The sequence below is a fragment of the Pseudomonas sp. DF11 genome (assembly GCF_058148565.1).
Genome location: NZ_JBYVYN010000003.1, coordinates 423,398 through 449,352, shown reverse-complemented (window position 1 = coordinate 449,352; position 25,955 = coordinate 423,398). Strand labels below are relative to the sequence as shown.

Genomic DNA, 25,955 nt, shown 5'->3' with positions numbered 1-25,955 from the left:
CGCCCCGACTGGTTCGGGGCGTTGTTTTTGGGGCCAACACAAAACCCCTGTGGCGAGGGGATTTATCCCCGTTGGGTTGCGAAGCGACCCCCTAAGCCATTACCTCGGAACATCAGCCGGATAGCCTTCAAGCTTTTTGGGCTGCTTCGCGGCCCAGCGGGGATAAATCCCCTCGCCACAAAAACGCCCCCTGCAAGGGCCATTGGCTTGTAGTCTTTTTGTAGCCATTTGTAGCACTCCCTTCAATACGTCCTCGTTTACCGCTAGTCTGCGGACATCTGCAACGCCGCCACCCGCATCTCAACAAGAGCCGGCCATGACTGATTTGTCTTCACTTCCGGATTCTGCCCGCGCAGCCATCGCGGTACAGGACGGGCGTTTCTACCGCCCGCCCTTGCCCGACGGTCACGTTGTGCGGCCGCGGTTGTGCGAGCGCTTGAGCGCGGGGCTCGGGGGGCGGTTGCTGTTGGTCAGTGCCCCGGCGGGGTTCGGTAAAAGCTCCCTGGCGGTGGAGTTCTGCCAGAGCCTGCCCGCCCATTGGCAGAGCCTCTGGCTGGGGCTCAGCGCCCGGGACAACGACCCGGGGCGGTTCCTGGAACGGCTACTTGAAGGGCTCCAGGCGTTTTTCCCGCAACTGGGCGGTCGGGCACTGGGGCTGCTGAAAATGCGCCAGCGCCATCAACCGTTTGCCTTCGAAGAATGGCTCGACGGCCTGCTGGACGAACTGTCCACGCATTTATCGCCCCGCGAACCCTTGCTGCTGGTCCTCGACGACTACCACCTGGCGCAAAGCCAGGTGCTGGATCGCTGTCTGCAGTTTTTCCTCAATCACCTGCCCGACGGCCTGCTGGTGCTCGTCACCAGCCGCCAGCGCCCGGACTGGCATTTGGCGCGTTTGCGCCTGTCCCGGCAACTGCTCGAACTCAACGAGCAGGACCTGCGCCTGACCCATGAAGAAGCCCTGACCCTGCTCCAGCATCACAGCAGTTCGTTGCGCGGTGAGGCGCTGGAAAATCTCATCCAGCGTAGCGAAGGTTGGGTGGCCGGTTTGCGTTTCTGGTTGCTGGCCGCCTCCGAGGCCGGAACCGAAGGCCTGCTACCCCAGGCCTTGCACGGTGGGGAAGGGCTGATTCGCGATTACCTGCTCGAAGAAGTTATCGACTGCCTGCCCGCCGAGGTCCAGGCGTTTCTCTACGACACGGCCCCCCAGGAACGCTTTTGCAGCGAACTGTGCGATGCGGTGCGCGAGGCCCATGACAGCGCCGAAATCCTGCGTTACCTGGCGGCCCACCAGGTGTTCCTGGTACCGCTGGACGAGCACGGCCATTGGTACCGTTACCACCACCTGTTTTCCGACCTGCTGCGCAGTCGTCCCAGCGCGCCGGCCATGGTCCCGGCCGCGACCCTGCACCTGCGGGCCTGTCGCTGGTTCAACGCCCAGGGCCTGATCGACGAAGCCGTGGAACAGGCCTTGCGGGCCGGGCATCTGGATGTGGCGGCGAACCTAGTGCAGAACCTCTCGGAGGAGCAATTGCTGGCCGAACAGAACGTCGGCATGTTGCTGCGCTGGAAAATGGACTTGCCCGACAGCCTGCTCATCAGCACCCCGCGGCTGATCGTGCTCTATAGCTGGGCGTTGGGCCTGGCCTGCCAGCTGGATGCGGCCGAAGAGCTGGCGGCGCACTTGAGTCGTTTCCTGCCGGCCCCCTCGGCCACCGCGCAAAAATCCATGCTCGCCCAGTGGCTGGCTCTGAGCGGGATCGTCGCCCGTGGCCGCGGGGATCGTGAGGCCACCGTACGTTATTGCAGCGAAGCCCTGGAGAGCCTGCCCCATAAACGCTACGGCCAGCGCCTGATGTGCCTGTCCACGCTGTCGAACCTGGCGATTGCCGACGGCGACCTGTGGCGCGCGCGGAACTTGAACCGTGACTCCCTGGAGCTGGCGCAGCGGGTCGGCAACCCACTGTTCGAGGCCCTGGCCCATTACGATCGTGCCCGGGTCTTGCAGGCGCGAGGAGAGATCCTGCGGGCGCTGGATGAGGTGCACCAGGGCCTGCAACGTTTGCACAAACTGTCGCCCCAGCGGCTCTATGCGGTGCGGGCGCGATTGATCATGTACGAAGGTTTCCTGCTGACCTTGCGCATGCAACCCCAGGCCGGCCTTGCGCGGTTGCAGGCGGGCCTCACCGAAGCCCGCGCCTGCCGCGACATCAGCGTGCTGATCGGTCATTGCGTGATCGCGCGTATCGAAGGCTACAGTGGCGAGTTCGCCCGGGCCTTCGCCGAACTGGCTGAAGCCGAGCGCCTGATGCACATCTGGGACGTTCCGCCGATCTACTATTTGGCAATGATCACCCTGGTCAAATGCGAACTGTGGCTGGCCCAGGGGCGCACTGACCTGGCGGAGGCCTGGCTGACCCGTCTGGGCCAGACCTACACGGGCGAGCGAGCCGCCGCGCCACCGGAATTCCACCCGCAACTGCCTTTGCATGTCGAACTGCAGCAGGCGGTGCTGGAGTCCATCCGGGGTCAACCGATGCTCGCCCAAGGGCGGCTCGATGCCTTGCTTGAACACGGTCAGCAAACCGGCCGGCAGATGCTCAGCGTGATGGCGCTCAACCAGAAAGTCGCCTTGCTGCTGAGTGTCGGGCGCGAGCCCGAAGCCCGACGGACCCTGGCCCAGGCTTTCGAAGCCGCCAGCGGCGGCGTGTTGCAGCCTTTCGAATGGTTGTTCGGCGAGCACCGTGAATGGTTGCGCGAACAACTGCTGCACGCACCAATCAGTTCCTTGCGCGATCATCTGCTCGAACGCCTGCCTTCGACAGTGGCCCAGCCTGCCGACCCAACGGCCCCCGTGGAAACCCTCAGCAGTCGCGAGCGGGCGGTGTTGCAACTGATTGCCCAAGGCTGCTCGAACCAGGAGATCAGCGAGCAATTGTTCATCTCGCTGCACACCGTCAAGACTCACGCCAGCCACATCAACAGCAAGCTCGGCGTCGAGCGCCGTACCCAAGCGGTGGCGCGGGCGAAGGCGTTGGGGTTGTTGAGCTGAGCAAGGTTTACTTGTATCGAAGAGCTTTTGTGGCGAGGGGATTTATCCCCGCTGGGGGCGAAGCCCCCTCCTCGGTGTTTCAGGCATAAATCATGTCCGAAGCAATCGGGGACTGCTTCGCAGCCCAGCGGGGATAAATCCCCTCTCCACAAAAAACAGTCAGCGCCAGTAAAGGAATGTTTGATGTTGCCCGTCTACAAAGCCATCCCATCCCCCGTCGGGCAACTGATCCTCGTCGCCCGCCAGACGCGACTGGCGGCCATCCTGTGGGAAAACGAGCGGCTCAATCGGGTGCGCCTCGGGCCGTTGGAGGAGGACACTCAGCATCCGGTCCTCAAGGAAACCGAACGTCAGTTGCTCGAATACTTCGCCGGCCAGCGCCGTCGTTTCGAGCTGGAGCTGGACTTCGCGGGCACTGATTTCCAGATCCGGGTCTGGCAGGCCCTGTTGTCCATTCCCTTCGGAGAAACCCGCAGCTACCGCGACATCGCCATCCGGATCGGCCAACCGACAGCGGTCCGGGCCGTTGGCGCCGCCAATGGCCGCAACCCCATTTCGATCATCGCCCCGTGCCACCGGGTTATCGGCAGCTCCGGCAGCCTCACCGGCTTCGCTGGTGGCCTGGCGGCCAAACAGTTCCTCCTGAGCCTTGAAGGCCAGCAGTCCCTGCAATTGGCGTTCTGAGTTTGGGACGCTCTACCAATCCACTGTGGGAGCGAGCCTGCTCGCGATAGCGGTGGGTCAGTTGCTGATGATGTCGACTGTGCCGCCGTCATCGCGAGCAGGCTCGCTCCCACAGTTGTCCGAGTGTTCTTCAGGGTTGCGGTGGTTTCGGTGGCAACATCCGCGTCGGCGGCTGGCCGTTGGCATTGTGCTGATAGATCTGCGCGGGTTGGCCCTGGTCATTGAAAAACACTTGGCCAATGCCGGCGCTGTTCCACAACCGTTCGCCCGCTTCGGCGTGTTCCGGGGTGTGGGGGACGATGCGCATGCTCCGGCGCTTGGTGAACCAGTTCAGGGGCGAACGAGGCGAGTAGAGCCAGCGGTTCAGGCGATCGAACCATTCCAGCAGCACCGGCGGGAATTCATTCTTGATGCCGCTGCTGGTGATCTGCCAGATGCGCGGGCCACCCTTGCGGTGTGGGATCAGCACTTCGTAGACGAAGGAATAATGCACGTCCCCTGACAGCACCACGTAATTACCGGGTGTGCGCGAGTGGCGGAAAATATTCAGGATCACCTGGGCCGCGCCGCGATGGGCCATCCAGTTTTCCGCATCCACCAGCAGCGGATAACCGCACCAACTGAACACCCGCTGCACGGTTTCGATCAGCTTTACGCCGAAGATCGGTGCCGGTGAGACGATGATCGCTGATGGATGGTCCAACAACTCCTGCTGCAACTCGCTCAAGGCCTCCCAATCCAACAGGCCGGAAGGCTGCTTGAGATTGTTCTCGCTGCGCCAGCGGCGGGTGCGAGTGTCGAGCACCACCAGGGCCGGGGTGCTTGGCAACACGTAGTGCCAGCGCTGGAACCCCAGCAGGGTGTCGATCAACTTGTCCTGTGGTTCGCTGTCGAGGTAGCGGTCCCGGGCAGTCTCGCTCAGGGCCTGGGTTTGCGGGAGCACGTCAGCAAAGGCGTCCGGGTTGTTACCCCAGCCCTGGCAGAGCATGTAGGCGATCAACGCATTGCCGATGATGCGCTTGGAGAACGGATGGCCATAGGCCGTTTCCTCCCACTGTGCGGACAGGTTCCAGTCATCGGTAATGTCGTGGTCATCGAAAATCATCAGGCACGACAAGTGCGCAAACACTCGCGCCACACCACCCAGCCCGGTCTTGAACGCATCGATGCGCTGCTGTTCCAGGTCGTAGCGCTGGCGCCGTTCGACGGTCAACTCGGGCGGCTGCACGGCGATCAGCGTCCAGGGCACCGGCGACCACACCAGCAGGTACATCGCCATGACCTCGGCGAAGGTCACCAGGTGATTGTCGGCGCTGCTGCTGGTGAAAATCGGCTTGCGTGCCCCACCGAAAAATCGCTCGCGCAGGGTTTCGTTGCTTTCCAGTGCCGGTAACAGATCGGCGCGATGGTAATAGCTGGCCGGGTGTCGATAGAGCTTGGCGCTGTCTTGCACCACGGCACCCTCCAGGCGTTCCTCGAACAACCCCAAGCGTTCGATCAGCCCATGAATCGCCCGCAGCATGGGCCCGGCGACATCGTCGGCATAGACTTGGTCACCGCTCATCATCAGCAGGGCCGGGCGTTCTGCCAGGGCTTGCGCCAACAGCCGGTCGACGCAAAGCAGGCCGTCGTTGGCCGGGTAATGGGGTTTGCGGCAGGAGCCGTGGACTAATTGCTCGATGCGCGAGTGCAACATGAAGTTCGGGCATTGTGCGCCTTCATACAACAGATGCGGCGCCCATTCGGAGATGGGGGCGCCGTCCACCAGCAGGTCGTAGTCAATCGCCACGTCCTGGGGCAGGGGAGTGTCGAGCATCACATCGATCAAGTGCACAAACGCTCGCTGCCCCACCGGCACCACGGTGCAGCGCGACGCATCCAGTGCCAGGTCGCCGACACCGTCAATGCGCAGCGTCAACGCCAACGCTTGCGTCCCCACCAGCCACATCACCAGGCGCGCAGGTTCCAGCCGCCGTAACAGCGGGCCGACCAGGACGGGGGGCAGGGGGATAGTGTCGGGAGTGGACGGCAGCATTCGCGGGAAAAAGCTCTGTTCAGGGCGAGGCGGGGATCATAGCGCAATGTGCCGGGTTGCTGGGGACGGTAGGTTCAACGTGCGATGATCCCGCTTCTGTGGCGAGGGGATTTAGCGAAACGTCGCACCGCCCCGCTGGGCTGCGAAGAAGCCCCCCGGCACTTATGCAGGTACATCGCAGTGGCAGATTTTAGGGGCGCTGCGTACCCCAACGGGGATAAATGCCCTCGCCACAGGGGGCATCAAGTATCCCCGGCCTTGGTACGTCATTGGGCCTTGTTGGACGCCTGCGCCGCCTTGATCAAATCCGGCCCGATCTGATTTTCGAACTTGGCCCACACCGGCTTCATCTTGTCGCGCCAGGCATTACGCTCCTGCGGCGTGAGGGCAATGATCTCGGTGGTCTTGGCGTCTAGCACATGCTGTTTGTCCTGCTGGTTGAATCGTTCCGCTTCCTTGTTGGCATAGGCGGTGGATTCGACCACGATCTTGTCCAGTTCGCTGCGGATATCCGGCGGCAGGCCGTTCCAGAAGTCCGACGTGGTGATCAGCATGTAATCGAGGACGCCGTGGTTGGACTCGGTGACATATTTCTGTACTTCATTGAGCTTCTGGTTGTAGAAGTTCGAGTAGGTGTTTTCAGTGCCGTTGACCAAACCGGTGCGCAAACCCTGGTACACCACCGAAAAAATCATCGGTTTGGCGTTGGCGTCCACCGCCTTGAACTGTTCCTCCAGTACCGCGGAGGTCTGTATCCGGAACGTCAGGCCGCGGGCATCCTCGGGCTGGCGCAGGGGCTTGTTGGCCGACAGCTGTTTCATGCCGTTGTGCCAATAGGCCAGGCCGGTGATGTTCTTGCTTTCCATGGATTTGAGCAGCTTCTGGCCTTCGGGGCTCTGTTGAAAACGGTCCACTGCGTTGATGTCGTCAAACAGGAACGGCAAGTCGAACAATTGCACAGTCTTGGTGTACTGATCGAACTTGGCCAGCGACCGCGCAATGATCTGCACCTCTCCAAGGAGCAAGGCTTCCAACTCCTTGTCATCGCCATACAGCGTGGAGTTGGGATACACCTCGACCTTCACCTTACCTGCCAGCCGTTCATCCACCAGCTTCTTGAACATCAACGCGCCCTGGCCCTTGGGCGTTTGTTCGGCCACCACGTGGGAGAATTTGATGACGATCGGCTCAGCGGCCATGGCCGTGCCCCACGCCCCGAAAGCCAGGGTGCAGGCGAGCGCTTTCCACACAGGTTTGAGCATTGCGAAATTCCCTTTGCATTTGTATTTATCGTACGGGCCTCTTCGAAACCCGGCGTACAGCAAACATCGACAAGTCTAGGGGAAAAGCCAGCCGTCGAAGGGGTGACAGATTTTGTGCCCTGCAGTTCCTGCCCAGTTGAAGCTCAAGGCTCCAGCGCCGGCCCCTTCAACTCAATCTGATTACCATCCGGATCGAAACAATAGATCGACCAACCATTTCCCTCCGCGCCATAGCGCATCTGCGCTTTCTCAACGGCCAGGCCGGCTGCGGACAGATGAGCGAGGAGGGCTTGTTCATCGAACGGCTCGATGCGCAGGCAGAAGTGGTCGACATTGTGTCCTTGCTTGCCCGCCGCTGGCCCACCTTCGCGACCAAGCGGCCCGTCGACAGCCACCAGATCGATCATCGAAACACCGGTGCCAAGGTGGACCATTCCAAGATCGTCCCGGCGCTTCTTGAGCTCGCAACCGAGCACCGAGGTATAGAAAGCCAGGCTGCGCTCGATGTCTTTTACGCGCAGGACGATATGGTCGATGCGCTGGATCGTGAAGTTCCTCATACAGGCCTCATGTTCAGTGATGCCGCCAATGGGTTACTTCACCATAGCTGCCCATGCCGGAATGTCATCGCAGAACTTCGTCCCGTGCAAAGCAACCGCCGATCAGGCGATCGTGACGACGGGACATCCAGCATCCGGGGGCAGTGGTCTTGCTAGTTGCGCTTCCAGCACTCGGCAAACCGCGCGCATACCCCGTAACGCTCATCCATCTGCGCCATCCGCTCCAGGTGATGACCTACCGCTTCGCCCGTCACCCCATTCCCGATCCGGAAGTACTCCACCATCATTGCGATGTCCAGATCGATCTCGGCCTTTTCCGGCTTGGCATTGGTGCTTTTCGGCAATGCCCACTGTTCCAGTTGCTCGTCCTTCACCTGCCGCAGGCGCGTCTGGTATTCGTCCTTGAAGCGTTCCAGCGAGCGCGCCTTGTTCTGTGCCATGTCATCGCCAAACGTCTTCAGGTTTTCCCGGTACAGCGCCCAGTAGTCAGGCGGCAGGTCGAAGCCGAGCTTGGCCTTGCGTTCGCTGATCAGCGTGTCCAGTTTCTCTGGCGAATAACTCTCGATTTTTTCCTTGGTCGGATCCGTCTTCACGGTGACGACCAGGCTTTTATCGATGACCCGGTTCATCAGTTCCAGGCGATGGGGCGTGTCCGGGTAAGTCTGGGGGAACAGGGCATTGCGGCCGGCGCAGGCGGGGAAGTCTTTTTTCAGGATCGGGATCGGTGTGCGCACGTCCTTGCCGTCGACTCGTTGCAAGCGTTGCAACTGAGTCAGGCAGAAATTTTTCTCGGACTTGAACGTCACCTCGTATTCGGCATTGGCCTCGGGGGTAAAGTTGAAGCCCTTGCCGCACACGGCATAACCGCTGTTCATGTTGGTGCGCAGGTAAATCTGCTCACCGGGCTTGAGCTTGACCTCCAGGTAGCCCTTGGCATCCTTGGGCGCCGGAACGCTCATCCCCACCCGCCGCGCGGTATCGCTTAGCAGCAGATTGTTGAGGATGCCCGTGGTTTGCCCGTCGCAATGGGCGGCATCGAAATAATCCAGCGTGGCGTTGCTGGTATTGGCGACGAACCGCAACTTGGCGGCGTCCGGCTCGATGGCATCGGGATAACTGCCATTGACGCTGCAACCGCCGAGCAATACAAACAACGCGGACAATGCTAGCAACGGGGCAGGAAAGCGAGGCAGGGCGAGCATGGGTCATCCTTGAAGGATCGATAAGTTGGCGAATGCTACTGAAGTGCCACTATTGCGTCCATCACCGACCTCCTGTGAGAGCGAGCCTGCTCGCGACGTCTCCATTTTTAGCCACCACTAACGCCTGGACTCACCACCCCATGATGAAATGGTTCAAAACCCTCACCCGGACCGATGCCATTGCAACCCTGGCCCTGATCGTCTCCATCGCCTCTGCCTACTTCAGCTACCAGCAATACCAGGACAGCGTCGCCAGCCGCAGAACGCCAATCATCATCCGGGTCGGCGCCGAACACGGCAAAGTGTCGTTCTACAAACCCTTTGCCGATTTCCCATTCGTACTCTTCAAGCAGCGCTACAAAATCATCCTCACCAACAACAGTTTCAACCCGGAAAGTGTCATCGACTGGCGAATATGGGAGCGTAGGGAAGATGGCGGTGGCGAGTATGCCGGTATGAAATCCAAGCTCCTCGACTCGACGGGAACACCGATAACCTTGCCCTTCCTGATCGCCGCGAAAGAAAGCAAAGTGGTCTTCCTGGACGTCGGCCAGAAAGTCACGCCAGAGGCGTGGGCGGCGGTGGGCTCAAGTGTGAGGTTCGATAACGAGATGGACTGGTTCGAGGCCGACCGGATTTTTGCCGATGCAGGCTTCCCGCTGTTCGGGCAACTCACACCCGGGGAGAGCTCCAGGTACCAGGACCTGCAAGTCAACCGCTGGCTGGCCGGGCCGGCCTATCAGGAGTTCCAGTTGAACTTCAGCAAGGCCGATGGCTACGAAGTGGCGGCGCAGTTGTCGTTGAATGTCAGTGATGCTTATCCACAGGGGGAGGCGCAGCGGTAGTTCTTGTATCGAGCTGAGGCCTCTAGATAGCCCTTAAAACAATATTTCCGCACGCTATCAATGTGGCTGATAGTGTGCGAAGAAAATGATGCAAGCGAGACCGAAAGCCTCATGAATAGCCTTGATCATACCCGCATGAGGCCAATCGCTTTTTCCATCAACCGCAAACGCAGTTCCGGCTTGTCTTTCCTGGGCCCGATATCAATCCAACCATGGTGCCTATAAAACCGCACTGCCCTTTGGTTCGTTTCGCTCACAGACAACCTCATCCGTTCACATCCCAGCCCTGCAAAAAAGTCGGTGGCGTAGGCCAGCAGCAACTTCCCGGCACCGCGTGATCGCCACTCTGGGGTGAGGTAGAAAAAGTGGATGTAGCCCACTGCAGGTTCTGCCTTCAGCCGTGACATTTCTATCTGGCCCACGATCTGTGTTTCATCCCAGGCATGGACGATGCTGCCGGGAGTCTCGGTCGCTTTTTCTTGGAGAGATTGAAGGTAGTGCGGCATTCCATCGGGACCGTGAAGCTGTTGTGCGGAGCCAAACGCGCAGAGCAGCATGTCCTCAAAGAAACGCACGCAAACGTCGCTGTCCCGGTCGAGATTGACTGGACGTAAGTGCAGGAAAAAATCGGGTTGAGCGTCGCCGCGCATCATGGTTCGTGACCTCATGCTTCAAGGGGTTGCTACGCTGGTACTGCCAGAATTTGGAACCGGACCAGCGCGGACCCAAAACCATGAAAAAACAAGACATCCTCCAGACCCTGAAAACCCGCTTCGAACAAAACCCCCAGCGCCACCCAGACATTCCATGGGCTTACGTTCAGGCCAGACTGGAAAGCAACCCTAACGCCCTGAAGTCGCTCCAGGCAATGGAAACCACCGGAGGCGAGCCAGACGTGATCGGCCACGACGAGGGAACTGGTGTTATCACCTTCTGCGATTGCGCCAAAGAAAGCCCGACCGGTCGCCGCAGCCTTTGCTACGACCGCGCCGCCCTGGACGCGCGCAAGGAGAACAAACCCAAGGGCAGTGCGGTAGAAATGGCCAAAGAAATGGGTATCGCCCTGCTGACGGAAGACCAGTATCGAGCCCTGCAGAAACTCGGCGAGTTCGATGCCAAGACGTCCAGTTGGTTGGCAACCCCTCCAGAACTTCGCGCGCTCGATGGAGCGATTTTTGGCGACTACCGCTATGGCCGGGTGTTCATCTACCACAACGGCGTGCAGTCGTATTATGCGGCGCGCGGATTTCGTGGCGTGCTGCGTATTTGAGCCAATGAATTGTGGCGAAGGGATTTATTCCCGTTGATCTGCGAAGCCGCCCCAAACCCATCAGCACGGACGCGCCAGGAAAAACAGTTGGCAGGTTTACGACCGCTGCGCAGCCGAGCGTGAGCAAGCTCTGGCCACAATGGTTCGGCATTAGCGAGTGATTCATCAGGTGGTTTACGTCATAGGTGGCTCTGTGTTTTTATACGTGCAGGCACAAGTAGCCTCCCTGCTGCGATGGGAAATACGAAAAATCTAAGTGAACTTACCCACTTATTTAGCCACTGCAAGCAGCATGCTAGTCGAAGCACGTCTTTGATTTGGCTAAAGGAGTGAGCTATGTCCCGTTCAAGTGCTGCTGAGTGTGTCGACGACCTTAAAGGATTGGCTCGAGTCTCGGTCATTGGCGAATACACGTATTGCCAGCGATTGACCCACATCTGCAAAGAGTTCGGTTTCAATAATTTCCATCACTTTCGCAAAGTCTTAGAACATCTCCCCGAAGACCTGATAGGCAATATCAGCACCACGCTGATGCGTCGGTATTGCGAGGTGGCTCAACCCAAGCCAAACGTCGCTTACTATGAATTCCTCTCGATCAACAACGACACTCGGCTAAGGTTTTATAGCCAATGGGCAGGCTGGGACAAATTTGGACAGGAAGTCAGGGTGCCCAGGTCGTTGCATGGCGAGTCGGCTCCCCGTCTACGCAAGTCGCTTAATAAAACCGTCTTTATCGTAGAAACCGATCGCCAGTTAATCGCATGGCGCCATCGCTGGCACGGACTGTGTTACATCTCCGCTGAGCTCTGCAAGGAGCATATGAAAGAAGCTTTTGAGCGAAAAAAAGCAGTCGTGGCAGGTGCCCGCAATGAGGAGTTTCCTCTGCTGGACGACTTTAGCGATAACTATGCGACGTGGTATCCGGTCATAGAGTAACGTCAGCTGGAAAGGGCTCTCAGGAGCCCTTTCTTGTTTTTTCGCACGCAGCAAAAATGCGTCACTCAAAAAACAGGATCTCACACCCCTTGGCTTCAACCATTTCATCAAACACCGGCAACCGCGCCACAAACTCCGTCTCAAACGCCAGGTACCGATCCTGTGCCGCCACATAACGAATATCCGGCTTGATCCGCGGCATGTCCTTGGAGGTCAGTTTCACCACCTCATTGCTGTCCTGATTCCAAAACCACGCCAGCGTCTGTGTGCCAAAGGTATTGGCGCGATAGCTCCATACCCACCAATCCCCATGCCCCCGGGCCACATGCAACTGCCCATGAAACGTGCGCAAGGTGATGACCTGCTTGGGCTGCGTGACGAGCAAGCGCGTGTCCTGGCGCAGTTCACTGCCGAAACCGTCCAGCGTCGCCTTGGTCTTGGCGCCGGTGATGAAGTTGAAGCGCCACGCCAACAGCACCGTCTCCTGATAACCCGAATGTTCAAGGTTCTGCCGCGCCCCTTCGCTGAACAGCAGGATCTCGTCACCCCCCAGGTACGCGGTTGACGCTCGCAGCTTGTAGGCGTCGGCGGGCATTGGTTGGGCGGCGATGGTTTGGTGAGGCAGGTCTTGATGCCAAATCCAGCACTTCGGGCCGTTGTGCTGCATGAACAGCAAGCGGCGAGGGCCGATGGGCAGGATGGTCAGGTCATCGGTGTCCTCGAAAATCATCTCGCTGCTGCCCGCCGTGATCCGCCAGATCCGCGTCAGATGCTCGGGTTCGTAAATGCGCTGACGCTCGAATACCTCGGCATCCACCACCACGCAGGGCTCTTCAAAGCCTGGCCATTGCACGTCGGCAGGTCCGAAATCGGCAATGTCATTGCCCTGACGAATTTCGTATTGGTACCGGTCATCTGCGCTGTGATCCCCATGCTTGACCCGGCGTCGCCACAGCGTTCGCTGGGCATTGGCATCGATGAGCGTCAGGTCAGCGCCATCAACCCCATCGGTTCGATGCTCGAGCATGTCCTGCTCGGCGGGCGGCCATGGGTTGTAATCGATCAGAAAGCACAACCACTGCTCTTCATCCTGCTCGGTAATCGCGGCCCAACCGTTACGGTAGTTGTATTCATGCACATAGGTGGCGCCGGGATAGTCATGGACTTCCTGCAGCCACTTCACCTTGCTGCGCTTGGGCTTGGCCGGTTTGCGTTCGACAGGGGCGGGCTTCTGCGGCTCGATCAAACTCGCGGTGAACCTCGGCTCGCCGCGCTGGCCCTGCCAGCGCTTGGCGAACGCCTCGCGCTGACCGACCGGGACAATCACCGGTCGGTAATCATCGCCACCGGCATCCAGGTTCCACAAGTCATAACCCTGGCCCGCCAACACGGGTGCCAACGCCTCGAAGCAGACCTCGGGCATCTCGTTGGACAGCTCATCCAACAACGCCTCGAACCCCGGGCCGGTAAACACGTCAATGTCGGGATAGTAATGCTGCAACAACCCGAGCAACTCGCCGCCCGGTGTTTTCCAATCGATATGAACCAGCGGGTCAAATGGCGATTGCATCACGGCGTCTTCCTATTGGTTTCTCTGCGCGTCATCTTAGCTGTGCACCATACCCAAAGGACAACCATCACCCTGTGGCTGGCCGGGCACAGACCATTTTGGGAGCGAGCTAGTCCAGTGACTCAAAGCTCTGGAAACTCGGACAAGTAGCAAACCGGCGAACTCCCCTGCGCCCGCGTCTCCACCTCATCCTCCAACCACTGCGCCAACACCACGGCATTATTCTCAACCGTCGACTTGGCCGCATACACCAGCGTCAGCGACCCATCCCGCGCAACATCCACCAGCTTCCACCAATGTTCCGGCCGCCCCGCCAACTCCTTGCGATAAGCCACCTTGAACTGCTCGAACGAAACCGTCCCCGCCTTGAACGCCTTGCGCAGCTCATGAGAAGGACCAACCTCCGGTAGCCACTCGGCAATCGCCAGCGCATCCTTGCGACAATTGCGCGGCCACAAGCGGTCCACCAGGACGCGTACGCCATCTTCGGCGCTCGCTGTTTCATAGGCGCGTTTGCACTGAATCATCAAAAACCTGCCTGTCGAAGGGGAAGCGTTTCAGCATGGGCCGCCAGCGGTGGGGCGGTCAGGGTCATCCAGCGTCTTCAAGTCTTTGCCGGACCTGCCGCTATCGGTATAACGATTCTCACCGATCCATCGATTGGCTTTGCAATCCCTTTGCTTTCCAGCAATTAATTGGCAAACGCACGACAAGAGAGCGTAGCGCATGGACGATGGACCATACGAAAGGCAAGCGGCTATGGCTGCAAGCGCGGCGGCGTCCGAGCCGCCGCATATCCTGCTGATCGACGATGTCCCGGAGGATATCCGTGCGACGCTCGTCCTGCTGAAGGCGCAACCCTGGCGCATTTCCCTGGCCAGCGATGCCCACCAGGGCTATCAGCGGGCATTGGCATTGCGTCCGGACCTGATCGTGCTGGACGTGCACATGCCGCAAATGAACGGTTTCAGCCTGTGCCGGCTTCTGCGCGAGGCACCCTCGACCCGCCACACGCCAATCCTGTTTTTGTCGTCGGCCAACAGCTCGATCGAGCGTCTGGAAGGGCTGACCGTCGGCGGGGTCGATTACATCCCCAAATCCTGCGCCCCCGAGGAAGTGCTGGCGCGCATCAAGATCCACCTGCAATTGACCTGGCGCGCGCTGCCAGCCAATCAGCACAACCCGGCTGACCCGGAGCCGCAAGGCGATGAGGTCGTGATGCGAGCCGCGATGCGCTTGATTGAAGAGCATCTCGATGACATGCCTTCGCTGGTGCAACTGGCGCAAAAAGTCGGCACCCATGAGAAACGCCTCTCGCGGATATTTCGCGAGCACCTGGGCCTGACCGTGTTCGCGTACATTCGCGATGCGCGATTGCGGCGCGGCCAGGCGTTGCTCTCCGAAAGCGCCATGAGCGTGCAGGACGTTGCCGATCTGGTGGGCTTTCGCAATGCCTGCAACTTCACCACCGCCTTCCGCCAGCGCATCGGTATGACCCCCAGCCAGTTTCGCCAGCAAACCCTGGGCGTTGCCGATGCAGAGTCGGCCGGACTCGCCTGATGCGATTTCTACAGGTCCTATTGCTGGCGATGACCCTGTTAACCGCAGGCCTGTTGCGCGCGGCACCCGTGGATATCTGCCGGGCTGAAATGGTGGACCTGATGCCCACCATAAAAATTTTCGAAGACACCCAGGCCAACTTGAGCCTGGAGCAAGTCGCTCAATTGCCCGAAGCGCAATTCAACACCGCAACCGCGAGCTGGCCGACGCAAGGCTATAGCCGCTCGGTCTTCTGGTTGAAAGTGCTGCTCACCAACTCAAGCCCCGTGGCCTGTTCGCGCTTGCTGGTGATCGGGGCGCCGCGCCTGGAGGACATCCGCGTCTACCAACCGGGGCATGATGCCCATGCCGGAGTTGCTCATCCCTTGGCCGAATGGCCGCAGCCGCCGGCGCGTCAGCCGGCATTTCCGGTCACGCTGGCGGCGGGGGAGAGTGCCACTGTGTACGTCCGGGTGGCGAGCAATTTCCAGATGCTGCTGGAGCCGCAGTTGTGGGCCGAACCGGCGTTGCTGCGCAGTCAGCAACGGACTTACCTGAGCGATGGGCTCACCTTGGGCATTGTCCTGCTGGTCGTCCCGTTTGGCCTCATTGTCGGCTGGATTCTCCGCTCTCGACTGCTCACCGTGAATGCGGGGGCGGTGCTGAGCTACATCCTGCTGACCTGCATCTTGAACGGCTACCTGATCTACTGGCCGGCGGCGCTGGGCTGGACACGCGAGCTGTTGGTCTGCACCAGCGCCATCGCATTCATTCTTTTCCTGGCCTACATGCGTGTGCTGCTACAGGTTTCCCGATTGCCCAAAGTCGTTGGCTGGAGCTATTGGATACCTTTGCTGGGCTGTGTCTTCGGCCGACTCTGGTGGCTGAAGGTCGATCCGGTCCAGGGGGCGCAGATAGTCCAGATATCCATGTTGAGTTTCTACGGTGCGCTGTTTGCCACGCTGTTCATGGCCTGGCGCGGGCGGCTCAGCTACAACTGGATGGCCTGGCTGGTACCCGGGTTGCTGCTTGCGCAATTGGCGATGCGGTATTTCTTCCCCCAGGAACAGTTGCTCTGGCAGTCGCCGCAAAGCAAATACAGCTTATCGTCCACCTTACCGGGCGTGGTGTTGCTGGTGTGCACGTTGATCATGGAAGTCGCCCGCAGCCGCAACCGTGAAAAAAACGCCCTGTCCACCCTCGAACAACAACGCCAGGCCGAGCACGAACGCCTGGAAAGCACCGTGGCACTGCGCACCGCGCAGTTGCGAGAATCCCTGGCCGCCCGCAGTGCGTTGATGGCCCGCATCAGCCATGACCTGCGCTCGCCGCTGGTGCGCATCATCGACTACGCGCGCCTGTTGCACGGCGGGCCCAACCGCGACTATCAGGCCACGATCGAGCGCAATGCCCGCCAGCAACTGGAGCTGATCGACGAGATGCTCGAATTCTCCCGTGGCGAGTTGGAGCAGATGCAACTGACCCTCGCCGCAGGCTATTTGTACGGTTTCCTGAAAGAGATCGCAGACGAGGCGGGCTTTCTTGCCGCGCGCCAGGGCAACACGTTCGAAGCGGTGCTGGCGGATGACCTGCCACCGCTGGTGGAAGCCGATTTCAAACGCCTTCGACAGGTCCTCATGAACCTCCTGGCGAACGCGGCAAAATTCACCCGCAACGGCCAGATCCGTTTCGAAGTGAGCGCCTGCCCCGGGGCGGCTCCTGACACCGTGGAACTTCGCTTCAGTGTGATCGACAGCGGAATCGGCATCGACCCGCAAGAGTTCGAACAACTGCTGCAACCGTTCCGTCGCGGTCGCAATGCGCAACGTTATGAAGGCAGCGGGCTGGGTTTGTCCATCGTCACCCAACTGCTGGAGCGCATGGACAGCCGTCTCGAACCCCAGGCCACCGTGCAGGGCAGCCACTTCAGTTTTCGCCTGCAACTGAAATACGCCCAAGAGCACGACCTGGAAAACGGCATCGTCGATAACTACGCCACGCCGTTCGATGGCCAGGGCAAGCATGTCCTGCTGGTGGACGACATCGAGCAGAACAGCGAATGGCTCTACGACTTGCTGGCCGGTTACGGTTTTGACGTGAGCATGGCGGCGAACGGCGAAGACGCCTTGGCCTGCCTGGCACAGCAGTCGGTCGACCTGTTGATCAGCGACCAGATGATGCCCGGCATGGACGGCTGGGAACTGCTGCGCCAGGTGCGCGACCGTTGGCATGATCTGCCGGTGATGCTTTATTCGGCGGTGCCGCCACGCAGGCCGCAGGGCTATCCCAACGATCTGGCCTTCGATGCGGTCGTGCTCAAGCCCGCTGACAGCCGCGAACTGCTGGCGTGCATCAAGGCGCTGGCCTGCCCGGACACGGTGCGTCGCGCATTGGCTCAGGAGCATTAGCATGCCGGGTATGGGTTACCGGCTGCTCTTGCTCGGCGGCCTTTCGATGCTGCCTTGGCTGTCGGCCCAGGCCGAGCAAGAGGCACCCAGCGCCCTCACTCTCGACGCGACCACGGTCACCGCTCGCCGCCGCGAAGAAGACCCGCAGCAGGTGCCGATCCCGATCAACGTCCTCTACGGCGAGCAACTGGACGAGGCCGGCCTGCATCGGCTGCAAGACATCCAACAGCGCGTCCCCGGCCTGGTGGTGTCCGGGCACGACTCTCGCTATGCCGGCTTCGGCCTGCGCGGGTTTGGCGCGACCGCCTACAACGATGGCCTGGAAGGCAGCGTCGGCACCTACGTCGATGGCGTCTACCAGGCGCGCCAGGGCATGGCCTTCACCGAGTTGATGGACATCGAGCGCATCGAAGTCCTGCGCGGGCCGCAAGGCACCTTGTTCGGCAAGAACACTACCGCGGGCGCGTTGAATATCATCACTCGGCAACCGACCTTCCAGCCCGAAGCCAACCTTGAGGCCAGCTACGGCGAGCACGGCTTGCGTGAGTTTCGCGGGACGATTTCCGGGCCGTTGCAGGACGATGTGCTGGCTGGGCGACTGAACATTTTCGACAGTTCCACCGATGGCGCAGTGGAAAACCTGCAAGACGGTACCCGCCTCGGCGACACCGACAGCCAAGGCCTGCGCGGCCAGTTGCTGTGGACGCCGAACACCGACTTCAGCGCCCGCCTGATCGCGGACTATGCCGAGCAAAACGAAGCCGGCAACGTGTTGCTGGTCAATCACTACAGCGAACAAACCCGCAAGCGCGCCAAGTTCCTCGGCTACCCGCTGACCGAGCCCGACCCCTACCAACGCGAAACGCGGATCGACGCGCCGGGTCATCCGCAAACCCTGCAGAACGGTGTCTCACTGGAGCTGAACTGGGATCTCGACGAGGCCATGCGCTTCACCAGCATCACCGCCTACCGCGACTGGGACTATCGCGCCACCCGCGATAGCGACAGCACCGCGCTGTCGGTGATCCAATCCGAAACCGAGCTGGGCCACCGCCAGTTCAGCCAGGAATGGCGCCTGTCCGGCACGGCTGGCACGTCCATCGACTATGTCGCTGGTCTCTACTACCTGCGCCAACAGCTCGACCGCCGGATCGACACCGAATTCGGCAAGGACGCCGCGCCCTGGTTCGTCGGCGATCAACTGGAGCAATTGAAAAAACTCTATGGCATTACCTTCACCGATCCGAGGCAGGTGCCAGCCCTGCTGCTCGACGGCGCCCGGCAACGGTATGACGGTGAACAGAAGGGCGACAGTCGGGCGATTTTCGGCCAGATCTCCTGGCGTCCGATTGAACCGCTGGAACTCACTGGCGGCCTGCGCTACAGCCAGGAGCGCAAGGATGGCTGGATCTCCCGTGACGTCAGCAACCTCGCCCCGCTGACCGGCTTACCACCGGTGTTCCAGGCGGGTGGGCAGTTGCTGCGCGACATCGCCTTGGGTGGCGGTTACTACCGCGAGGATTCGATCGAGGAAGACAATATCTCCAGCCTCGCCAGCGCCAGTTACCGCTTCAGCGATGCGGTGATGGGCTACGTGAGCTGGTCGCGGGGCTACAAGGCCGGCGGCATCAACTTCGACGTGGTCGGCCCGTTCACCGCGCCCACTTTCGAGCCGGAGCGCGCCACGTCGCTGGAACTGGGTATGAAAACGCGGTTCTGGGATGAACGCGCGTTGCTCGACCTCGCTGTCTACCAGACCGACGTCGACAACTACCAGGCGCTCACCTACAGCCCGCCGACATCGCTGTTCGCGCCACCGCTGCGGGACAACCTGATCAACGTCGGCAAAGTCCGCCTGCGCGGCGTCGAACTCGATTCCGCCTGGCAACTCCACCCGCAACTCACCTGGCGCCTGGGCCTGGCCTGGAGCGACGCCCGCTACCGTAGCTTTCCCAACGCACCGTGCCCACCAGAGTCGGGCCAATGGACCTGCGACCTCAGCGGCGACCGTCTCTACAACGCGCCGGAATGGAGCCTCAGCAGCGGCCTCGACCATACCCATCCGCTGCCCTACGGGCTGGAAGCCTACAGCGGCATCGACTACAGCTTTCGCACCGGCTACTCCGGCACCCTCGAAGGCGGCGAAGGCAGCTATCAACCCAGCTACGGCCTCACCAATTTGCGCCTGGGCCTGCGCAGCCAGGACCGTGCCTGGGAAGTGGAAGGCTGGGTACGCAACGTCTTTGACCGTCAGTACATCACCGCCGTGTATTCACTGCTCGGCTCCGGCGACTACGGCGTCATGACCGGCAGCGAACGAACCGTCGGCACCACCGTCAGGCTTCGCTATTGAGGGAAATAAACCGCGTCGGACAAAACGCCAAACGGTTACCGCCGGCCTTTTTCGACAGATACATCGCCTGATCCGCCTTGCTGATCAGCCCATCGACTTCATGGCCATGCTCAGGATAAAACGCCACCCCGATACTCGCGGCAATCTCCACCGTCTGCGCACCAATCAAAATCGGCGCATTCGCCGCCGCCAGCATCCGCTTGAGCAGCGGCTCGCTGTCCTCCACCGCCTGCAAACCCACCAGCCCCGCCACGAATTCATCGCCACCGAGCCGCGCCAACGTATCGCCCTCACGCAACGTCGCATTGATCCGCGCCGCGACAATCTGCAAGACCCGATCCCCCCAGTCATGGCCATAACTGTCGTTCAGCGCCTTGAACCCATCCAGGTCAATGAACGCGATGGCCACCTTCTGCTGATGGATACGCGCCTTGCCCAATGCCTGGCGCATCCGCTCGGCCAGCAGCAAGCGATTGGGCAGTTGCGTGAGCGCGTCATACCGAGCGTCGCGCTCCAGAAGCTGGAGACGCTGTTTCATCTGCGTCATGTCGCTGAACAGCGCCACATAGTGCTGGACGTTGCCGTGACGGTCATGCACGGCACTGATGCTGATCCGCGACGTCATCTCCCGGCCATCCTTGTGGCTGCTTTGAATCTCACCGGACCAATGCCCGTGGAAATCCAGCGCGTTTTTCATCGGCCCGTAAAACGCCGCGAGCCGACGGACCATGCGATGGGAATTCAACTCGCGGCCCTGTATCTCTTCCTGCCCGTAACCGGTGAGCCGGGTGAAGGCCTCGTTCACGGCGATGACCCGGCCGAACGGGTCGACCAGGATGACGCCTTCGCGGGCGTGGCTGAACACGGTGGCGGCCAGTTCTGGGCAGACGGTGTTGAGGCGACGGTCCAGCGTGGCTTCGTCGCGGGTGGTCGGCCAGATTGCGGAGTCGAAGCCTTGCCGCGCCAGATAGCCGGCCAGGGAGGACAGCGCCTTGTGCAGGCGGGTCAGGGCATTCGTGGCGAGCCTGGAGTTGAGGCAATAGCTCCGGATGAAGGTGTGTAGGTTCATGGGGGGGTACACGGTGCTCGGTTGCAGCGGTAGGGGGTGAGTGAAGGGGGCATTATCGAGTTGGGGATGGGTGGGGGTGTTTGCTGGAGCGGATGGGGGCTTTGCGGGAGGGGATGGATTGGAAATTTTTTTTGCGTGGGGATGTAGGAGCGTCAGTCTGGGTTGTCAGCCATTGGGCGAGGGACTCGCCAGCCGGCGAATCGGGCTTTGGATATTGTTGAAATGAGGTAGCAGTTCAGCTGCCACTACACAGGGAAAAGGTCTTGCCTAATAAGGCCTTTTTTAAAAATAAACCAATCCCCTTTGTTTGCTTGCGGGTTTGCTTGCGCTTGCCGGCATACTGGGCGTCGGCGAAGGTCATCTGTTTCATCATCGAAAAGCTCGGCGACGGGTGTCTGGAAATTTTTCCAGTTAGGAAGCCTTTTCAGAAATTCCTTAGGTGCGTTCGGGTTTGTTGAAGAAGTTTACAACGCTATCTGGCAAACAGCGCAATGCCCCCATTGTTAGAGGCATTGCTTATAGCAGATCCAAAATTGTTATATATATTTATGGTTGAACATCTACAGGGGCGTACTGACTGTAGCCACCGTCGAGTGGATCCCTTGCGGTCACATCGTGTCGCCCGCCGTTAGGCGTGGACAATGTCCCTTGAAAGTTACCGTATGGGTCTGCTGTGAGATGGCCATATCGATGATTGGAGTTTGCGTGCTCTATGGAAACTTGACTATTTGGAAGCGCGCCGATGCCGGTCAAAGTGAACTGAAGACTGGCGTTGCTAACGATGCTAGTGATTCGAATGTTGGACATACTATTTACCTTCCATGTCGGGATGAAGAAGCCAGTACTGCCAGTATCTTATAGCGTCTGTATTGTTTAGACCGTAACTGTAAGAGTTGACAGTGGCGACAAACGGTTAGGTGTTTAGAAAGTAAAGCGTGACAAGCGCAGAACGACGAAAAAGGACAGATTTATTTCACCGGTTGAAAATATCCGTCTCATTTGCTCCCGCCCAACGGAGCAGCCCTCGCCGTGGTGGTAACTGGATGTCCATTGATTTCCAGGCGCAACATCCTCTTGTGGGAGCGAGCTTGCTCGCGATAGCGGTGCGTCAGTCAGCGAGCGTTAAAGCGGCGCCGGCTTCCCAGGACAAACCCGCCCCGCGCAACTTAAATCCATTTCACTGGCCAACCTGGTCACCCATCGTCAACAAAACCCGGCCAAACCTGGCGTTGTTGTCCAGCGGCGTAATTGCCAATAACTGATCGAGGCGAATCTCATGGCGGCCGTCCGTAGTTTCGACTTCGAGAAACTCTTCCCGCGTGTGGGCGGTGCGCGTGGTGATGGCACGTGCGGTCAGGCGCTGGCCGTCGCTCAGCTCGATGGCCAGCGTGTAGCCGTACAGGCAGGCGATCTCCAGATAGTCATGCAGGTCGCAGTTCAACGGTTGATAGGTGTCCATCTCATCCCTCGCAACCTTGCAGCTTGAGAATGAAGAAGCCCTGCCTGGCGATAGCCTCGCCTATCTCTGGGTTGCCCGGCTCGACATGGCAGAAGCGGCAGTCGTTCAAGGTGATGTCCTGCTCTTTGATGCCTTGTTCGGCGAGGAAACGTCGCGCGCAGGCTTGGGCGAATTCCAGGTCGTTACGCTCGATCAGCACATCGAAATGCAGGTAGCGCCCGTCTTGGGTGCGTACGTGTGTGTCATAGACTTTGATGGTCATGGTGTTTTCTCGTGGTCAGGGCGGCCAGTGGAGCGACCGGACAGGTTGGCATCCGGTCGCCAGGGCGCCATTTGTGGATCAGAGCAATTGTTTCAGCAGGGTCTGCAGTTGGCTGTTGCGCGCCTCATCGAGCGGGCAAACCGGCAGACGCGGGTCGCCGACTTCCAGGCCGAGGCTGCGCAAACCGGCCTTGATGGTGGCGGGCAAGCCTCCCTTGAGGATGAAATCCAGCAGCGGCAATTGACGATAGAACAACGCCCGGGCCTGGCTCAGGTCGTTGGCCAACACGGCTGAGTACAGGTCGAGGTTGAGCTGCGGGATCAGGTTCGGTGCGGCGGTGCACCAGCCCTTGGCTCCAGCCGCGAAGGCTTCCAGCGCCAGTGGGTTACAGCCGTTGTAGAACGGTACCTGGCCTTCGCCGAGCAGTTGCAGCTTGTGCATGCGCTGAATGTCGCCGGTGCTTTCCTTGACCATGGTGACGTTATCCACGGCGTTGAAAATCCGCAGGATCAGCTCCACCGACATGTCGATGCCGCTGGTGGCAGGGTTGTTGTAAAGCATGATGGGCAGGTCGATGCTGGCGCCGATGGTCTGGTAGTGGGTGAGGATTTCCGCCTCGCTCAGCTTCCAGTAAGAGGCCGGCAACACCATCACCGCATCGGCGCCATGGGTCTGGGCAAAACGCGCGCGGCGTACCGCCTTGGCGGTGGTCAGGTCAGACACGCTGACCACCGTCGGCACGCGGCCGGCGACGCGGGCAATGCTGAACTCGCTGACCTGGTCCCACTCCGCATCGCTCAGGTAGGCACCTTCGCCGGTGCTGCCCAAGGGCGCGATGGCATGGACGCCGCTGTCGATCAGGCGGTCGATGGACTGGCCCAGGGCGTCCAGGTCCAAGCTTTGGCCGTCGGCGGAAAAGGGCGTGATGGTGTAACCGATGATGCCGTGGATGTTGGGGGTAGACATGGCTTCGCTCCTAATGGGTTCAGTTCAGGCAATCGGCGTGTTGGCGCAGGTTCTGCCGGGCGTAGTAGTTGAAGGCGGCGGCGTGACGCTTGGGGCGGGCGATCCAGTCGTGGGCTTCGCGGCCCAGGTGCGGCAGGATCGGTTTCACCTCGCCGGCGGCCATCGCCAGCAGTTGCAGCTTGGCGGCGCGTTCGATCAATTGGGCGATGTTGCAGGCTTCTTCCACGGTCTCGCCGGTCGACAACTGGCCGTGGTGGGAAAGCAGGATGGCGCGCTTGTCACCCAGGGCGCCGGCGATCAATTCGCCTTCCTCGTTGCCCACCGGCACGCCCGGCCAGCCCTCCAGGAACGCGCAGTCCTCGTAGAGCGGGCAGAGGTCCATGTGGGAAATCTGCAACGGCACTTCCAGCATCGACAGCGCGGCGATGTGGGTGGGATGGGTGTGGATGATGCAATTCACATCCGGCCGGGCGCGGTAGACCCAGGTGTGAAAGCGGTTGGCCGGGTTGGGGATGCCGTGGCCCTCCAGCACCTCCAGGTCCTCGTTGATCAACAACAGATTGCCGGCGGTGATCTCGTCGAAACCCAGACCCAGTTGCTGGGTGTAGTAAGTGCCGGGCTGCGGCCCGCGCGCGGTAATCTGCCCGGCCAGGCCGGAGTCGTGGCCGTTTTCGAACAGGATGCGACAGGTCAGGGCCAGCTTTTGTCGTACAGTCCACGTATTATCCGGCAGGGTTTTCTGCATCTGGTTAACGGCATGCTGGACCAACTGGTCCTTGGGTGTCGCCAGGGTCTTGCTCATATCAGCTCTCCCGATTCGTTCTTTGGTTGATCTTGATCCGCGTCATGGAAGCCCGAGAAAAGGTGTGCTCGTGACACAAAAAATACTATATGACACAAAGTGTCATTTGCAATCGAAGATTGTCCGTTTCTTTGGAAATGATGGTTCCCTATGTCCATTCGTTTGAAATTGCTCAGGAAAAAACTCGGCATGACACTGGACGTCCTGGCCGAGAAAACCGGGATGACCAAGAGCTACCTGTCCAAGGTGGAGCGGGGCTTGAGCACTCCCTCCATTGCCACGGCGCTCAAGCTCGCCAAGGCGTTGCACGTGAAAGTCGAGGAATTGTTTTCCGAAGAAAACGTCGCCCTCGACAGCTACAGCCTGGTGCGCAGCGAAGACCGTCAATCGCTGGCGGCGAGCAGTGGCAGCTCTGAATACGCGGTCCTCGCCCACCAGGTGTCCGAGCGCAGCCTGCTGCCCTTCATCCTCTATCCGGCGAGCGAATTCACCGCCCACCACGCGTTCAAGGAACACACCGGAGAGGAATTCCTGTTCGTGCACGAGGGCCAGGTGGAAGTGGACTTCATGAACGAGCGGGTGCTGCTGAACCGTGGCGACGCCTTGCACTTCAATGCGCAGAAGCCCCATCGCCTGCGTTCGGTGGGCGAGGTTCAGGCGCAGTTGTTGGTGGTGGTGCACAGTGATGAAGCGGCGGAGAAGGGCGAGAGTGCTTAGCGGCATCTGAGCACGATGCATTCGCGTAAAAACGACGAACCCGTGGCGAGGGAGCTTGCTCCCGCAGGGCTGTGCAGCAGTCCTTTCTGTGGGCGCCTCGCACTGGAGCGCCAGCCCGGTCAGCGGGATGCCTTCTCCGTGGACCTTCCGGTGGCTTCAAGTGAACACCATTGAGCATCTGCTTGGGCCAGTCGAATTGGCGACCTGTCAGTAACGACCGACAGACGCTGGCAACGAAGGCTCGCCCGCCCACAGCGCCTTGCGCCGTTGCCTACAACTACGCCAGAATCCGCCGGCTTGTTCGCCTGGGGTTGCGTCGGTAGTTTGGGGCCTGTCACTGCTCATCAGTGATCGGGTTTAGCAGCTCGCGGTGAAACAGTTGTGCAAGGCGTCATCCAGTCAGGATTCCCATCCTGTACTTGATGGTGGCTGTGCGCAGGGCGTCCTCGGACGCGCCGGTTTCTTGTTTCCCCGGTCTGCTAACCTGCGTACAGCTGCCTCCCATCGTTTAGCAGCGAGCGGGTGATGGCTCCAACTACAGGAAGCAAGACGATGGCAAAAGATTCGCCGAATCCCCCCAATACGAACGAACACGTCTCCCGGGCTCAGTCTGCCCGCAACAAGAAAATCGATGACGCTGCTACGCGAGCGTTGGATTACTACCTGAAGCCTAAGAGCGAAACGTCTGATAAGTCGGACTCCATTTTTCGGATTGATCCGGGTGTGGATTCTGAGTGTTTGCTTGCGAATCTCAGTGAGAATTTGGCTTCGGCGAATGCCATGATCAGTGATTTGGCGTTTGATCTGGATGGCTCGCGACGGCGTGTTGCGTTGGGGATTTTGCAGGTGATTGAGGTGAGTGAGCTGTTGGCGAATCGGGCGTTGGATATTGTTGAGGTGAGGTAGCGACTCAGTTACAGCGGTGTAAGAAAAAGGTCTTGTCTAACAAGGCCTTTTTCAAAAA

The 25,955-nt window shown here is 60.1% G+C and carries 23 protein-coding genes; 10 read left to right on the top strand and 13 right to left on the bottom strand.

The genetic code is table 11. The annotated features are described in order from the left end of the window. Positions 1-316: 316 nt before the first annotated feature. Both AC30D9_RS12500 and AC30D9_RS12495 read left to right on the top strand, forming a co-directional pair. Complete coding sequence (locus tag AC30D9_RS12500; protein WP_490144129.1) at positions 317-3,052, top strand: winged helix-turn-helix domain-containing protein; 2,736 nt, start codon at positions 317-319, stop codon at positions 3,050-3,052. A 183-nt stretch (positions 3,053-3,235) separates the two neighbouring features. After that, positions 3,236-3,736 carry a methylated-DNA--[protein]-cysteine S-methyltransferase gene (locus tag AC30D9_RS12495; protein ID WP_307576146.1) on the top strand — a complete coding sequence of 167 codons (501 nt, stop codon included), beginning with the start codon at positions 3,236-3,238 and terminating at the stop codon, positions 3,734-3,736. Between the two features lie 130 nt (positions 3,737-3,866). Here AC30D9_RS12495 and AC30D9_RS12490 read toward each other — a convergent pair whose 3' ends face one another. From AC30D9_RS12490 to AC30D9_RS12475, 4 genes are all read right to left on the bottom strand, one after another. Then, positions 3,867-5,771, bottom strand: coding sequence for an alkaline phosphatase D family protein (locus AC30D9_RS12490; RefSeq protein ID WP_490144128.1), 1,905 nt, complete (start codon positions 5,769-5,771; stop codon positions 3,867-3,869). 266 nt (positions 5,772-6,037) lie between these two features. Beyond that, the gene (locus tag AC30D9_RS12485) at positions 6,038-7,033 is read right to left on the bottom strand and encodes a TRAP transporter substrate-binding protein (RefSeq protein WP_490144127.1); all 996 of its coding nucleotides are present in this window, start codon (positions 7,031-7,033) and stop codon (positions 6,038-6,040) included. A 143-nt stretch (positions 7,034-7,176) separates the two neighbouring features. Then, complete coding sequence (locus AC30D9_RS12480) at positions 7,177-7,593, bottom strand: VOC family protein (RefSeq protein ID WP_490144126.1); 417 nt, start codon at positions 7,591-7,593, stop codon at positions 7,177-7,179. Positions 7,594-7,745: 152 nt separating this feature from the next. Beyond that, positions 7,746-8,795 (bottom strand): hypothetical protein, encoded by a 1,050-nt coding sequence (locus AC30D9_RS12475; RefSeq protein WP_490144125.1) that lies wholly within the window; start codon positions 8,793-8,795, stop codon positions 7,746-7,748. 140 nt (positions 8,796-8,935) lie between these two features. On the opposite strand from AC30D9_RS12475, the gene AC30D9_RS12470 reads away from it, so the two are divergent. After that, positions 8,936-9,640 carry a hypothetical protein gene (locus AC30D9_RS12470; RefSeq protein ID WP_490144124.1) on the top strand — a complete coding sequence of 235 codons (705 nt, stop codon included), beginning with the start codon at positions 8,936-8,938 and terminating at the stop codon, positions 9,638-9,640. 125 nt (positions 9,641-9,765) lie between these two features. Here AC30D9_RS12470 and AC30D9_RS12465 read toward each other — a convergent pair whose 3' ends face one another. Then, a complete protein-coding gene (locus AC30D9_RS12465; protein ID WP_209022180.1) occupies positions 9,766-10,293 on the bottom strand; it encodes a GNAT family N-acetyltransferase in 528 nt (175 codons plus the stop codon). Between the two features lie 80 nt (positions 10,294-10,373). On the opposite strand from AC30D9_RS12465, the gene AC30D9_RS12460 reads away from it, so the two are divergent. After that, the gene (locus tag AC30D9_RS12460; RefSeq protein WP_490144123.1) at positions 10,374-10,910 is read left to right on the top strand and encodes a DUF4256 domain-containing protein; all 537 of its coding nucleotides are present in this window, start codon (positions 10,374-10,376) and stop codon (positions 10,908-10,910) included. A gap of 336 nt (positions 10,911-11,246) precedes the next feature. Further along, on the top strand, positions 11,247-11,846 hold the full coding sequence (locus AC30D9_RS12455; protein ID WP_232200640.1) for a hypothetical protein: 600 nt from the start codon (positions 11,247-11,249) through the stop codon (positions 11,844-11,846). Positions 11,847-11,907: 61 nt separating this feature from the next. Here the strand turns inward: AC30D9_RS12455 and AC30D9_RS12450 are convergent, their stop codons facing one another. Both AC30D9_RS12450 and AC30D9_RS12445 read right to left on the bottom strand, forming a co-directional pair. Beyond that, positions 11,908-13,416 carry a hypothetical protein gene (locus tag AC30D9_RS12450; protein ID WP_490144122.1) on the bottom strand — a complete coding sequence of 503 codons (1,509 nt, stop codon included), beginning with the start codon at positions 13,414-13,416 and terminating at the stop codon, positions 11,908-11,910. A gap of 122 nt (positions 13,417-13,538) precedes the next feature. After that, positions 13,539-13,943 (bottom strand): DUF488 domain-containing protein, encoded by a 405-nt coding sequence (locus tag AC30D9_RS12445; protein ID WP_490144121.1) that lies wholly within the window; start codon positions 13,941-13,943, stop codon positions 13,539-13,541. A gap of 232 nt (positions 13,944-14,175) precedes the next feature. Here AC30D9_RS12445 and AC30D9_RS12440 point away from each other — a divergent pair, with 232 nt between their 5' ends. Genes AC30D9_RS12440 through AC30D9_RS12430 form a run of 3 tightly spaced genes read left to right on the top strand, consistent with a single transcriptional unit; the run spans position 14,176 to position 19,716 of the window. Further along, positions 14,176-14,976, top strand: coding sequence for a response regulator transcription factor (locus tag AC30D9_RS12440; RefSeq protein WP_490144120.1), 801 nt, complete (start codon positions 14,176-14,178; stop codon positions 14,974-14,976). Continuing rightward, positions 14,976-17,363, top strand: coding sequence for a hybrid sensor histidine kinase/response regulator (locus AC30D9_RS12435; protein ID WP_490144119.1), 2,388 nt, complete (start codon positions 14,976-14,978; stop codon positions 17,361-17,363). The genes AC30D9_RS12440 and AC30D9_RS12435 overlap by 1 nt, the downstream gene beginning before the upstream one ends. A 1-nt stretch (position 17,364) precedes the next feature. Further along, complete coding sequence (locus AC30D9_RS12430) at positions 17,365-19,716, top strand: TonB-dependent receptor (protein WP_490144118.1); 2,352 nt, start codon at positions 17,365-17,367, stop codon at positions 19,714-19,716. Here AC30D9_RS12430 and AC30D9_RS12425 read toward each other — a convergent pair. The 6 genes from AC30D9_RS12425 to AC30D9_RS12400 all read right to left on the bottom strand — a co-directional run bounded on the left by AC30D9_RS12425 (position 19,700) and on the right by AC30D9_RS12400 (position 24,274). Next, entirely contained in the window at positions 19,700-20,785 is a 1,086-nt protein-coding gene (locus AC30D9_RS12425; RefSeq protein ID WP_490144117.1) for a diguanylate cyclase domain-containing protein, read from the bottom strand. The genes AC30D9_RS12430 and AC30D9_RS12425 overlap by 17 nt on opposite strands. A 235-nt stretch (positions 20,786-21,020) precedes the next feature. Next, on the bottom strand, positions 21,021-21,146 hold the full coding sequence (locus AC30D9_RS12420) for a hypothetical protein (RefSeq protein WP_490144202.1): 126 nt from the start codon (positions 21,144-21,146) through the stop codon (positions 21,021-21,023). A gap of 816 nt (positions 21,147-21,962) precedes the next feature. Beyond that, positions 21,963-22,244 (bottom strand): Rho-binding antiterminator, encoded by a 282-nt coding sequence (locus tag AC30D9_RS12415; protein ID WP_490144116.1) that lies wholly within the window; start codon positions 22,242-22,244, stop codon positions 21,963-21,965. A 1-nt stretch (position 22,245) separates the two neighbouring features. Further along, positions 22,246-22,506 carry a DUF2024 family protein gene (locus tag AC30D9_RS12410; protein ID WP_490144115.1) on the bottom strand — a complete coding sequence of 87 codons (261 nt, stop codon included), beginning with the start codon at positions 22,504-22,506 and terminating at the stop codon, positions 22,246-22,248. A 78-nt stretch (positions 22,507-22,584) separates the two neighbouring features. After that, positions 22,585-23,472, bottom strand: a complete 888-nt coding sequence (locus AC30D9_RS12405; protein ID WP_490144114.1) for a dihydrodipicolinate synthase family protein — start codon at positions 23,470-23,472, stop codon at positions 22,585-22,587. Positions 23,473-23,491: 19 nt separating this feature from the next. Further along, positions 23,492-24,274: an aldolase gene (locus tag AC30D9_RS12400; protein WP_122568828.1), complete on the bottom strand. Its 783-nt coding sequence runs from the start codon at positions 24,272-24,274 to the stop codon at positions 23,492-23,494. Between the two features lie 150 nt (positions 24,275-24,424). Between AC30D9_RS12400 and AC30D9_RS12395 the strand changes: the two genes are divergently transcribed. Both AC30D9_RS12395 and AC30D9_RS12390 read left to right on the top strand, forming a co-directional pair. Beyond that, positions 24,425-24,991, top strand: a complete 567-nt coding sequence (locus AC30D9_RS12395; protein ID WP_490144113.1) for a helix-turn-helix domain-containing protein — start codon at positions 24,425-24,427, stop codon at positions 24,989-24,991. Positions 24,992-25,543: 552 nt separating this feature from the next. Then, entirely contained in the window at positions 25,544-25,897 is a 354-nt protein-coding gene (locus AC30D9_RS12390) for a DUF6124 family protein (protein ID WP_490144112.1), read from the top strand. The last annotated feature ends 58 nt before the right edge of the window (positions 25,898-25,955 follow it).